This is a genomic window from Chryseobacterium endophyticum (genome assembly GCF_056333165.1).
The window spans coordinates 359,764-372,429 of the sequence record NZ_JBWGXE010000003.1 but is presented as its reverse complement, the minus strand read 5'-3'; the positions used below and the strand labels follow the sequence as shown (position 1 = coordinate 372,429).

Genomic DNA, 12,666 nt, shown 5'->3' with positions numbered 1-12,666 from the left:
CTTTTATCACTTTCCGATAATTACTTTTCGATGTTCAGTTCCCCAATCGGCCAGAGTGTCGATGATTTTTTTTAAAGTCAAACCATATTCCGTTAGCTGATATTGTACCGTAACGGGTTGGGTATCGAGGACGATCCGCTTTACGAGTTGGTTCATTTCCAGTTCTTTCAGTTCTTTGCTGAGCATTTTATTGGAAATTCCTTTCACATCGTTCAAAATATCGGAAAAACGCCGTTTGTTGTAATAACAGACCGATGAAATTATAGAGATTTTCCATTTGCCATTCAATACGTCCATGGCATCATGAACAGCCATAATTTGTTTTTTATTGGTGTCGTTATCCGAACATTTTATTTCCTCCATAAGTTACCTTGTTACTCAAAAGTTACTGTTACTTTTAGTTACAAAGTTACTAAAATAAATTTATTCATTTTACATTTGCATCGTTAAAGAAATCGATTTCAAAACAAATACATTCAAAAGTCTTAGACTAAAATTAACTTTCATCATTTAAAATTTAAAAAAATGAATTTCACAGATAAAAATGTAGTGATTACCGGCGGAAGCGCAGGAATCGGATTAGCAACAGCAAAAACGTTTATTGCAAAAGGAGCGAACGTTTTGATAACAGGAAGAAACACTGATAGTTTGCAGGCAGCATCCGTAAAAATTAACAGCCCCCAATTGAAAACTCAGGCTTCTGATATTTCCAAATTGACAGACATTGCAGCATTGGAGAAAGAAATTGCACAAAGCGGAAATAAAGTTGACGTGCTTGTTCTGAATGCAGGGATTGCAAAACAATTTTCAATAGAAGAGACAACAGAAGAAGTGTTTGATGATTTGTTTAACATCAACGTGAAAGGATTGTTCTTTACACTGCAGAAACTCATTCCACATTTAGCAGAAGGCGCCTCTGTGATTCTGATTTCGTCGGGAGTTTCAGTGAGCGGATATGCACAAATGGGCGCTTACGCCGCAACAAAAAGTGCCGTTGATGCCATTGCACGCACCGCAGCAACAGAATTGGCAGACCGAAAAATCCGGGTAAATACCGTTGCTCCGGGATTAACCGACACCCCAATGAATCATGAAACACCGGAAGATATTAAAAATGCTATTGCTGCAGCGGTTCCCCTGAAACGCATCGGAGAAGCGGAAGAAATCGCAAATGCTATTGTTTTCCTGGCTTCAGACGAAGCTTCTTATATTTCAGGTTCGTACCTGTCGGTGGATGGCGGTGTAACGATCCGCAAATAATATCTTAAAATTTATTCGGCTTTTGCAGTAAGCGTTGTTAATGTTCATATTTAAAGCATTAACAACGCTTTTTTTTTATTTTCTGTGGATAATCGGTTATTTTTTGTCCTAATATAATTCCAGATCAGATACATCACGAATAAACCGATCCAAACACCCAGGACAACCACCATGAAAATAACCTGTATTAACGGATGAAGATAATTGGGTTTGTAAAACAGACGTTCAAGCGTATTAACTGTTTCCCTCAATCTAGCCCGATCAAAAGTATTACGGATCTCATTGAGAGGTTCGCGGTTATGATCACGGAAATAAAATACATCACGATTCAGATCTTTGGGAACGATCTGCGATTCTATATTATACTTCTTCAGCAAAGCAGCGAAATTTTGAAATGAATGAAGCAGCGAATCCTGATCATATTTGTAAAGCAATTTATATCTCGTTACGGCATTTTGATACTGTTGTATTGGCTGAGAAACGTTATGGATTGGACTATATAAAATCTTATTCTCCAAAAAGATACAGATATCTTCGTCATACTCGGGGTCGACCTCAGTACCTTTGAATATGACTTCCGTACTGTCTCCGATCGCCTTTTTGGAAATAATTCTTTTGGTAAAGTCTTTAGGCTCAAACCCAAAATAATCCATTCCTGACAGGATTTTAGAACTTATATTTTTATAATCAGAACTTAGTACTTTCAGGGTATCTATGCTGTAATAGCTTGTTTCAACGGAATAATTTTCCTTATCATTAGGATCATAATAAGTGGTGTCCTTTTCTGCAATCACCGGATAAGGTTTAGGATATAAAATATTTTCAGGATTAAATAATTTCTCAGAGCTATAGGAAGTATAATTGTACAGAAACGGGTTTAAGACATTCAGCAATGTTTTGTCTTTATTAAAATCCTTTTCAGGCAGTTCGTGTCTCATTGCGGCATTTAACCCAAAACTGTAGCTTATAAAAAAAGTCAGCGAGAGAAAGGAAATAAGCAATAAAGAAGCGCCAATTTTCACAGTATTAGTAACGCTATATTTCTTTTTGGAATGATTTCTCAATAACAAAACAAGAAAACAAAACAGAAACAGGCTCGTAATAAAAAAGTGTGAAATAGAAACGTCATCGTAAAATTTGAATCTGTAAAACTCCGTATACCTATCAATTTTACGGATCCCTTCAAACTTAAAACACCCATCGATAAAATAGCCCAAATGTATTACGCTTAAAACAATAATAGATTTGATTAGAAATTTTTTTAATTGTTTGTCCATAATTGCAATAATATATTCTTTAAAATAAGGATTTTTTTAAATAAACCGTAATTAATCATATCATAACGTATAGTTTGTATATGATTAGACATAATATTAATTCTTAATTCACCATTCCTTTAGTCTTAAAATCAAGTTCAGATCAGAAATTAAAAGTTTTGGAAAGATTATTGCAATATACGAGAAATGGAAAGTCAGAATTATAAAACTCATGTACGATTTTATGCTCCTCATCATTTCGTTTTTCTTCCGCTTCTCATCATTTTAGAAGGGATCGGAATATATAAGATTTTCAGTGACGAAAAAAATCAGCTTTTATGGATTTTGTTTTCAATAGTGATTTTCCTGATTTTTTATCTGGCCATCATGCTGAGGCAACATTATGCACTGGTACTCCAGAATCGAATCGTAAGGCTCGAATTCCGGCAGCGGTATTTCGAACTTTTCGGATTAAGGTCCGATGATGTGGAGGAAAAACTTTCCTTCAGCCAGATCGCCGCTTTAAGATTCGCTTATGACGATGAATTCAAAATCCTGCTCGAGAAAGCACTGAAAGAAAAGATGAAAGGAGACGAGATTAAAAAATCCATCACCAGATGGAGAGCCGATCTTCACAGAGTTTGAAAATAATAAACACTAAAATAATATTATCATGAAAAAATGGAGCTTTTACAGTATTGCAATATTAACATTACTGTCACTTACAAGCTGCGAAGCAGTAGAAACAATCTTTAAGGCAGGAATGTGGTGGGGAATCATATTGGTAGTAGGCGTTATAGCTATTATTTTATGGCTATTCTCAAGGGGTAGGAACTCTTAACCAGATCTTATGGAAAATTCAGACTTAGAAATCATTTCCCATCTGAAGCCCTCAAAGATTGTCAAAATTATGAAAGATCCGGTAGCATCTGCAAAGGCGGTACATCTCATTTATACCTCCGATGCAGAGACAGCCGGTATCACCCGAAAAAAGACAGGAAAGAAATATTCTTATTACAGAGACGGTGAAAAAATAAAGGACAAAGAGGAAATCACAAGAATCAACAAACTGGTCATTCCGCCGGCTTGGGAAAACGTGTGGATCTGCGCGCTCGATAACGGTCATCTTCAGGCGACAGGTTTCGATGTAAAGAAGAGGAAACAGTACCGCTACCACCCTCTTTGGAGCGCTTTGAGAAATCACACTAAATTTTACCGCATGCTGCAATTCGGGTATGCACTTCCCGATATCCGTCTTCAGGTGGAAAAAGATCTTGCCCTAAGAAATTTCGAGAAGAGAAAAATCCTTGCCCTGATTGTAAGCCTTATGCAACGTACCAATATCAGAATCGGAAATAATGCGTACGAAAAATTGTACGGCTCTTTCGGTTTAACGACGCTAAAAGGTAAGCATGTACAAGTTCAGGGACAGAAAATTTCCTTCCATTTCAAAGGTAAAAAAGGTGTAATGCATGATATTGACCTGAAAAGCAAAAGATTGTCAAAACTCATCCAGAAATGCAAGGACATCCCGGGAAAAGAGCTTTTCCAATATATCGATGATCAAGGAAACCGTCATACGGTAGATTCCGGCATGGTGAATGACTATATCAAAGAAATAAGCGGGGAAGATTTTACCGCAAAAGATTTCAGAACATGGTCGGGAACGGTAAGCGCGTTAATCGCTTTTAAAGAAATCGGTTATGCGGAAACCCACACAGAATATAAAAAGAAGGTAAAAGAAGCTCTCGAAATCGTTGCATCTCACCTCGGAAATACAAGTACCGTGTGCAGAAAATACTATGTTCATCCTTTGGTTATTAATTTATACGAAAATAACACCATCAAAAAATATCTTGATGAACTGGAACAGATCGAGGAAAATGATGGAAAAGCAGGCCTCACCCATGAAGAAAAACTGGTACTGAAAATCCTGGAAAACGAAAAGATGTGATGGTGAATGGTCAATTGTCAATTGTCAATCCGCTGCGCTTGTCAATTTTAATTACGCTCAAAAAATTCACCATCCATTTGCGAAGCAAAATTGATTATTGGAAGAGTTATCAATTGTGAATTGTTAATAGGCCTACTGCTTATCAATTTAATAATCTTTCAAAAATTCACCATTCACTTGCAAAGCAAAATTGACAATTGACAGAAGGATGAATCTTGAATTGTCAATCAACCCGCTGCTTGCAATTTTAATAATCTTTTAAAAATTCACCATTCACTTACAAAGCAAAATTGACAATTGACAGAAGAGGAATCTTGAATTGTCAATCAACCCGCTGCTTGCAATTTTAATAATCTTTTAAAAATTCACAATTCACTTGCAAAGCAAAATTGACCATTGACGGAATGATTAGTTTTGAATTGTCAATCAACCTGCTGCTTGCAATTTTAATAATCTTTTAAAAATTCACCATTCACTTACAAAGCAAAATTGACAATTGACAGAAGGATGAATCTTGAATTGTCAATCAACCTGCTGCTTGTAATTTTTAATAATCTTTCAAAAATTCACCATTCACTTGCAAAGCAAAATTGACCATTCACATTTGATATCGACCCGAATAATTGTTGTAAATTTGTATCATTAGCAAATAAAAATATACAACCAATATGTCTAAAGCAATTTCGCAAGTACCATTTGCGGTAAACGAGCCGGTAAATTCTTATGCGCCGGGAACTCCGGAGGTAAAAAGTCTTATCGCTCAGTACAAAAAAATGTGGGCAGAAAAAATAGAAATCCCGATGGTCATCAATGGTAAAGAAGTAAAAACGGACGATAAAGTTCAGCTTCAGTCTCCACAGGACCATGCACACGATTTCGGGTTTTATCACAGAGGAACAATGCAACATGTTGATGACGCCATCAATGCTGCATTAGCTGCAAAAAAACAATGGAACGAACTTGGCTGGGAACATCGCGCCGCAATTTTCTTAAAAGCAGCAGATCTTCTGGCAGGACCTTACAGAGATGTAATCAACGCAGCTACCATGATCGGTCAGTCTAAAAATGTTCACCAGGCTGAAATTGATGCGGCCTGTGAATTCATCGATTTCTTAAGATTCAATGTAGAATTTATGACGGAGATGTATTCTGAACAACCCGTATCCGATGCAGGAATCTGGAACAGAGTAGAATACAGACCATTAGAAGGTTTTTGTTTTGCGGTAACGCCGTTTAACTTTACCGCTATTTCAGGAAATTTACCGACTTGTATGGCCATGCTTGGAAACGTAGTCGTTTGGAAACCATCCGACAAGCAGATTTATTCTGCAAAAGTAATCATGGATGTTTTAACGGAAGCCGGTCTTCCTGCAGGGGTCATCAACATGATCTTCACAGACGGAAAAGAAACGGCAGAAAAAGTATTGGCACACAGAGATTTTGCCGGACTTCACTTTACCGGTTCTACCAAAGTTTTCCAGGGAATGTGGAAGATGATCGGAGACAACATTCATAACTATAGAACATATCCCAGAATCGTAGGGGAAACCGGAGGAAAAGACTTCGTGATCGCTCACCCTTCAGCAAATGTAGATGCCGTAGCAACAGCCTTGGTGAGAGGGGCTTTCGAATATCAGGGACAAAAATGTTCCGCCGCTTCCAGAGCTTATATCCCTCAGTCTCTTTGGGCTGATGTAAAGAAAGTAATGGAAACCCAGATCGATTCTATTAAAATCGGTTCTCCTGAAGATCCTTCCAATTTTGTAAATGCGGTAATCGATAAAAATTCTTTTGAGAAATGTAAAGGATATATCGACAGAGCCAATTCTTCAAACGAAGCGAATGTAGTAATCGGAGGAAAAACTGATGATTCTAAAGGATGGTTTGTACACCCTACCGTTATTGAAACGACAAATCCTCAGTACGAAAGTATGGTGGAAGAAATCTTCGGTCCTATTCTATCCGTCTATGTATATGAAGATGCAAAATGGGCAGAAACTTTGGAACTTGTAGACTCATCTTCTCCTTACTCATTGACAGGTTCCGTATTTGCACAGGATCGTTATGCGATTAATGAGGCTTTCAAAGCTTTGGAAAATGCTTCAGGAAACTTCTACATTAATGATAAACCTACCGGAGCCGTTGTGGGCCAGCAGCCTTTCGGAGGAGGAAGAGCTTCCGGAACCAATGATAAAGCCGGATCTAAAATGAATCTTTTGAGATGGACGTCCGTAAGATCGGTAAAAGAGACTTTTGTTTCTCCTAAAGACTATAAATATCCTTATTTAGGATAATTTCAACAATATGTGCGGTGAATATTTCATGGCATTTTACAAAAGGCTCCGGATTGATTTCGGAGCTTTTTCAGTATTATTAACAATATTTAAATTATTTTATCAAAAAATTAATCGTCTTTTTTGAAATTCGGAATAATTATTGATTCGTGTAATTTCTCACACAAACAAATAAATATTATGAAAAAGTTAATGTTAATCGCAGCACTAGGAGTAATAGCGGTAAGTTGCGGAACAAAAGAATCGTCAATGTCAAACAGCAGTACAGATTCTACAGCAGTAGATAATGCAACGACAAGTGCTGCACCTGCTACTACAGATACAATGACTACGACAACAACTCCTGCTGACACTATGAGTGTAAAAGCTGATTCTGCAACCACTGTTAAATAATAGTAGTTTAACTTAAATGAAAATGTCCTCAGATCATTCTGGGGATTTTTTGTACCTAAAATGTAAATCTTTAAAGTATTTTATCAATCTCACTTTTTACTTTTTACTTTTTACTTTTTACTTTTTACTTTTTACTTTAATAATAACTATATTTGATTACACATAAACATTAAAAAATATCTATATGACAAAATTATTCGCAGGCGCAGTTTTAGCCTTATTATTTTTAGGAAGCTGCGCACAGAAAAAGGAAAACCGGGAAGAATTCAAAGAAGAAAGAAATAAAGATTATATGAGAAACAGCATGGGAGATACCGCAGCGTCTCACTCCGAGTCTGCCACCGCAGACAGCTTAAAAATGAAGTCCGATTCGTCCACGAAAAAATAATACGGCCGCAGGTAATTCTGCGGTTTTTTTGTTTAAAAATCAGGCATTTTTAGCTTTAACCTTGAAACTGAAAATTAATCAAAAAAATGCTGTAACAATTTTTATGTCATAAAGACTGATATGTGAACATAATTATTACATTTGCAATCAATAATAAATATCATGAAAAAATTATCAATATTCTCGGCTCTTTTTATCGGAGCATTTGCATTGGCACAGGGAATCAAATTTGAAGATACCAACTTCAGCACTATTCTTGCGAAAGCCAAAAAGGAAAACAAGCTTGTTTTTATAGACGCCTATGCTTCATGGTGCGGGCCTTGCAAACTGATGGTAAAAAATGTCTTCCCCCAAAAGGCAGTAGGTGATTATTACAATTCCCATTTTGTAAATGCCAAAATCGATATGGAAAAAGGAGAAGGGGTTGATCTTGCCAAAAAATACAATGTAAAAGCTTTTCCGACGTACCTTTTCGTAGATGGAAACGGTGAAGTGGTACACAGAACATTGGGATACGTTGAGGAAAACGACTTTATCCAGTTTGCCAAAGATGCCGTTGATCCAAGCAAAAGATTAGGAACTCTAAAGCAGAAATTTGAAGACGGAGAAAAAGATCCCGAATTCCTGAAAAACCTTGCCGGCCTTACCATGTACAATGATTCTGAATTTGCCGCAAGAGTATTAGACCGCTATTTCAGTGGGAAAACCACACTAGACAGAGACGATGTCCAAATGTTGCTTTCCGCGACACAAAGTACGGACAGCCCGTTATACAAAACATTCCTTGCAAAAAAAGCAGAAATTACCAAAATCCTTCCTGAAGAAAGATACAATGCTTTTGACAAAAACATCAAGATGAATACGATCGTTAAAAAATCTTATAATCCTGATACTAAAAAATGGAATGACGCTTATTTTATGGGGGAAGCTCAGAAGTTTTTAACCAAAGAAGAAGCAGAAAAAATCTTAAAAAGAGCTAAAGCAAACAGAGCCTTAAAAGATAAAGACATTGCCACTTATGAAAAGCTGACAATGGAAATTTACAAAGACACCTCTGCTTTAGGTTCAGAAGAACTCAATTCTATTGCGTGGAACTTCTTTGAAAATGTAAACAGCAAACCGGCATTGGAAAAAGCATTGAGCTGGGCACAGGAATCGGTAAAAAAAGATGAAAACTCTGCCAATACGGATACACTGGCCAATCTTTACAATAAATTAGGAGATAAGAAAAACGCCAAGCTTTGGGCCGAAAAAGCAATTGAGCTTGCAAAGAAAACAGGAGAAGATTATTCTGACACAGAGAAACTGCTGCAAAGCTTATAACAAAACTAATATAAGAAAGAAATCCGCAACTAATATATAGTCTGCGGATTTTTTTATTTAATGCTTTTAATCTAATATTCAAACAGTACACTTCCCCACGTAAAGCCGCTTCCAAACGCTGAAAGCAATACCAGGTCCCCTCTTTTGACCTTTCCTTCTTCAATCGCTTCACTCAGAGCAATCGGAATAGATGCCGCCGTCGTATTTCCGTATTTTTGGATATTGTTATGGATCTTTTCATCTGGCAAACCAAACTTCTGCTGTACAAACTGGGCAATTCTCAGATTCGCCTGGTGCGGAATAAACATATCCAGATCTTCGATGGTCTTACCTGCTTTATCTAAAGCTTCCTGCATCGTTTCAGGGAATCTTGTTACCGCATGTTTGAAAACGAAATTTCCGTTCATGATCGGATACACTTCTTTATTGGTCACATTTTCAGGCTCTTTTCTCATCCTGTCGCTCCATCCGTATTTGGATCCCGGAAACTGGGTACATAGTTCGTCCGCATATTTCCCTTCAGAATGCATATTTACCGCCAGAATATCACCTGCATTTTCATCTTCTGTAGCCGAAAGAACAATGGCTCCCGCTCCATCCCCGAAAATCACCGACACGCCTCTCCCTTCGTCCGTAAAATCTAATCCGAAAGAATGGATTTCAGCACCCACAACCAGGATATTTTTATAATTTCCGGCTTTGATAAAAGCATTGGCCACGCTCATCGCATACACAAATCCTGAGCACTGGTTTCTTACGTCCAAGGCTCCGATCGTATCACACCCCAACATCTCCTGAAGCAAAACTCCGCATCCCGGAAAATAGTAATCGGGGGAAAGCGTTGCAAAAACTATATAGTCAATATCTTTTGAGGTAAGTCCTGCATTGGCAATAGCCTTTTCAGAAGCTTTGAAACCGAGATACGCCGTCGTTTCCTGGGAGTCGTTTCTGTTTTCCCGGTGTCTTCTTTCTTTAATGCCCGTTCTCTCCGTAATCCATTCGTCATTGGTGGTCATTAATTTTGCTAAATCATCATTCGTAACAATGTTATCCGGAACATGGAATCCGATGCCTTTTATTGTACTTTTAATCATATAGTTTTCTAATTTTGACAAATATAGAACTTATTTGATACATAGTTTTTTAAAATACACTATTTTTACTATATGCCAATTGAGACCATTTACAGAGACTCCCAGTGCGAATGGGTAGATGTGGAAGCTCCGTCCGCGGAGGACCTGAAATTTTTACACGAAAGATATGAGATCAATAATCTTCTGCTGGAAGACACCCTTGATCCCAATCACCTTCCCAAATACGAGGAAGATGGGGACGTAAAGTTTTTCCTGTTGCGCGAAAGCACCGAGCTGGAACGCAAAAACCTGAATACAATCAGTGACATCAGCACCAAAATCGGAATTTTTCTTCTGGGAAAAACGATCATCACCGTTCACAGGATGAAGACCAAAAGCCTTTCTGAAACGAAGAAACAGATTTCTCAGCTCACCACCGAAACCACTTCCGATCAGATTGCCCTTAAAATTGCCCTGCTCATCATGAAAAGTTTTGATGATGAATCCATCAGTCTGTTTGAAACCATGGATAATATCGAAAACGAAATCTTCCTTAAAAACACCAACCACACCAACCAGATCAAAAGATTATATAAACTTAAAAGAAAATCGGGATTAAATTCAAGAGTACTTACCATTTCTACCGATGCGATTGATAAATTTAAGCTTCTCAATCTGCAGGACTCGGAAACGTATGACTTAAAGGATAAGCATAAAGACGTTGTAGCAGATTTTGAACATCTCAATATTCAGATCACCAACCTGATTTCGATGTTCCTGGCGTTATCTGACCAGAAAGCCAATCAGGTGATGAAAGTACTCGCCATCTATTCCGTGTACTTTTTACCGATAACGTTTATAGCAGGAGTTTATGGAATGAACTTCGACAATATGCCGGAATTACATACAAAATACGGCTACTTCTTTACCCTCGGCTTAATGGCCCTCGTGGTAATCTGCACCTTCATCTACGCCAGAAGAAAGCAGTGGTAAATTTAAATGATCGGTTACCCCATGATGAAAACAACTGCAGAGACTGAAAAAATTTCCGCCCGGGTGTTTTAGTCAGACAAGAATTAAATATCTTCGTTACACCAAAATAACATAACCACCCAATCACCATGAAACCGGAAACCCTGAAGAAAATTCTGGAAGAAGATACGCTTTCCAAAGAATCCAAAGAAAAGCTGGCCGCACTGCACGACCGAATTTCGGCAAAAGAATTCTCAGACCTCCTGGATGCCGAAGGAAATCAATATGTAGAATTTGTACAGGAAGGGGGCGGTGTCTGGGGAAGTGCTCTGGTAGGCTATCTGTACGGACTGGAAATTTTCGGGATCCGTTTCCTGAAAGTCGCAGGAACCAGTGCCGGCGCCATCAACACCATGCTGATTGCCGCCTGTAAAACCAAAGAAGAAGCCAAAAGCGAAATCATCAAAGAGATCCTGTTTAACTGGAATTTCGCCGATTTTATGGATGGTAAGCCCTACGTAAGAACCACCATCCACGCCATGCTGAACAATAAGAATTTCCTGAAGATCAATTCATATATAGCCATCGGGACTCTGGTGTTTTTTGGAATTTTAGCTTTCGTATATCCCACAGAAAAAACATGGCAGACGAAAATTCTGTTTTCCATCCCTTTGCTGTTGGTGATCATTGGGGTCCTCTGCCTGACGAAGCTCTATACGGATCTGAAGAAAAGAAATTCAGGACTGAATCCGGGGAATACTTTCCTAACAGCCATGAAAAATGCCTTAGACAGCTTCGGGATAAAAACAGTGGCCGATCTCAATGAAAAGTTTGTGAAAAAAGGCAAAGACCTCAACCTCAACTACCGCTACGGGAACGAAACCCAATATTACCAGATGGCCCTGGAAAGCATCGAGGAAATAAAAGCCAACAACAGGGAACATATTGATGAGATCCGGTATAAAATTTTCTACGACAGCACCGTCAATAACGAATACTATAAGAAAGATCCCTTCTATCTCCTGAAGTCCGAATACATCGTGGTAACCACAGACATCAACGCCAAAATAAAGGTCGAGCTGCCCACCATGGCCAATCTGTATTGGTCTGAAGAAGAACTGAAACACATCAGTCCGTCCGAGTTTGTGAGGGCTTCCATGTCGGTTCCTTTCTTTTTCGAACCCATGCAGAAAGCCATCAATAAAGATGATGATTCCGTAAAGTATGCCTGGAAATTCTGGATGAATACCTCACCCGAAGACATCTATCCTGCCGGTGTTTTCATCGATGGCGGAAGCATTTCCAATTTCCCGATTGATCTTTTCCATGCGGCGGATATTTTTTATCCGAGGATGCCTCTTTTCGGCGTACAGCTTACCAGCGACTCCGACCTGATGTCCAGCCGGGGAAAAACCAGCGCCCAGATCCTGGCCTCGCCTCTCTCCTATGCCGGGAATATCATCAGTACGCTGAAGGGATTTAATGACAAAACGTTCCTTACCAAACATACCTTCTACCATCTCTTCAGCATACAGACCGTGAATTGCGGCAGCAGCAGCTGGCTGAATTTCTTTATGAAAAAAGAAGAAAAAGAAGACCTCTTCAACCGTGGCTTCCAGGCTGCCCTCGATTTTCTCAGTCAATTCGAATGGGACAAGTACAAATGCGAACGGATGATGCTTTCCATGAAAGAAAATAAAATCTTAAAGGAAGAGGATACGAAGACGGTGGGATAAACTTAACCCATTTAAAA

Annotated in this window: 13 protein-coding genes; 10 read left to right on the top strand and 3 right to left on the bottom strand. The window is 38.5% G+C overall.

Going from position 1 to position 12,666, the window contains the following annotated elements; translation table 11 throughout:
- Positions 1 to 6: 6 nt before the first annotated feature.
- On the bottom strand, positions 7 to 363 hold the full coding sequence (locus AC0N32_RS09855; RefSeq protein WP_476393680.1) for a winged helix-turn-helix transcriptional regulator: 357 nt from the start codon (positions 361 to 363) through the stop codon (positions 7 to 9).
- A gap of 162 nt (positions 364 to 525) precedes the next feature.
- Between AC0N32_RS09855 and AC0N32_RS09850 the strand changes: the two genes are divergently transcribed.
- Complete coding sequence (locus AC0N32_RS09850) at positions 526 to 1,260, top strand: SDR family NAD(P)-dependent oxidoreductase (RefSeq protein ID WP_476393679.1); 735 nt, start codon at positions 526 to 528, stop codon at positions 1,258 to 1,260.
- A gap of 50 nt (positions 1,261 to 1,310) precedes the next feature.
- Here AC0N32_RS09850 and AC0N32_RS09845 read toward each other — a convergent pair whose 3' ends face one another.
- The gene (locus tag AC0N32_RS09845) at positions 1,311 to 2,198 is read right to left on the bottom strand and encodes a hypothetical protein (protein ID WP_476393678.1); all 888 of its coding nucleotides are present in this window, start codon (positions 2,196 to 2,198) and stop codon (positions 1,311 to 1,313) included.
- Between the two features lie 525 nt (positions 2,199 to 2,723).
- On the opposite strand from AC0N32_RS09845, the gene AC0N32_RS09840 reads away from it, so the two are divergent.
- The 7 genes from AC0N32_RS09840 (at position 2,724) to AC0N32_RS09810 (ending at position 8,868) form a co-directional block, all read left to right on the top strand.
- The gene (locus tag AC0N32_RS09840) at positions 2,724 to 3,161 is read left to right on the top strand and encodes a DUF6526 family protein (protein ID WP_476393677.1); all 438 of its coding nucleotides are present in this window, start codon (positions 2,724 to 2,726) and stop codon (positions 3,159 to 3,161) included.
- A gap of 28 nt (positions 3,162 to 3,189) precedes the next feature.
- Complete coding sequence (locus AC0N32_RS09835) at positions 3,190 to 3,357, top strand: phosphatidate cytidylyltransferase (RefSeq protein ID WP_169232790.1); 168 nt, start codon at positions 3,190 to 3,192, stop codon at positions 3,355 to 3,357.
- Between the two features lie 9 nt (positions 3,358 to 3,366).
- Positions 3,367 to 4,470 carry a DNA topoisomerase IB gene (locus AC0N32_RS09830; protein WP_476393676.1) on the top strand — a complete coding sequence of 368 codons (1,104 nt, stop codon included), beginning with the start codon at positions 3,367 to 3,369 and terminating at the stop codon, positions 4,468 to 4,470.
- Positions 4,471 to 5,138: 668 nt separating this feature from the next.
- Positions 5,139 to 6,764 carry an L-glutamate gamma-semialdehyde dehydrogenase gene (gene pruA, locus AC0N32_RS09825; protein WP_476393675.1) on the top strand — a complete coding sequence of 542 codons (1,626 nt, stop codon included), beginning with the start codon at positions 5,139 to 5,141 and terminating at the stop codon, positions 6,762 to 6,764.
- A gap of 180 nt (positions 6,765 to 6,944) precedes the next feature.
- A complete protein-coding gene (locus tag AC0N32_RS09820; protein ID WP_476393674.1) occupies positions 6,945 to 7,157 on the top strand; it encodes a cytochrome C551 in 213 nt (70 codons plus the stop codon).
- A gap of 184 nt (positions 7,158 to 7,341) precedes the next feature.
- A complete protein-coding gene (locus AC0N32_RS09815) occupies positions 7,342 to 7,545 on the top strand; it encodes a hypothetical protein (protein ID WP_476393673.1) in 204 nt (67 codons plus the stop codon).
- A gap of 162 nt (positions 7,546 to 7,707) precedes the next feature.
- Positions 7,708 to 8,868 (top strand): thioredoxin family protein, encoded by a 1,161-nt coding sequence (locus AC0N32_RS09810; protein ID WP_476393672.1) that lies wholly within the window; start codon positions 7,708 to 7,710, stop codon positions 8,866 to 8,868.
- 71 nt (positions 8,869 to 8,939) lie between these two features.
- Here AC0N32_RS09810 and AC0N32_RS09805 read toward each other — a convergent pair whose 3' ends face one another.
- Positions 8,940 to 9,962, bottom strand: coding sequence for a 3-oxoacyl-ACP synthase III family protein (locus AC0N32_RS09805; protein ID WP_476393671.1), 1,023 nt, complete (start codon positions 9,960 to 9,962; stop codon positions 8,940 to 8,942).
- A gap of 72 nt (positions 9,963 to 10,034) precedes the next feature.
- Between AC0N32_RS09805 and AC0N32_RS09800 the strand changes: the two genes are divergently transcribed.
- Both AC0N32_RS09800 and AC0N32_RS09795 read left to right on the top strand, forming a co-directional pair.
- A complete protein-coding gene (locus tag AC0N32_RS09800; RefSeq protein WP_476393670.1) occupies positions 10,035 to 10,934 on the top strand; it encodes a magnesium transporter CorA family protein in 900 nt (299 codons plus the stop codon).
- A gap of 128 nt (positions 10,935 to 11,062) precedes the next feature.
- Positions 11,063 to 12,649, top strand: a complete 1,587-nt coding sequence (locus AC0N32_RS09795) for a patatin-like phospholipase family protein (RefSeq protein ID WP_476393669.1) — start codon at positions 11,063 to 11,065, stop codon at positions 12,647 to 12,649.
- Positions 12,650 to 12,666 lie beyond the last annotated feature (17 nt).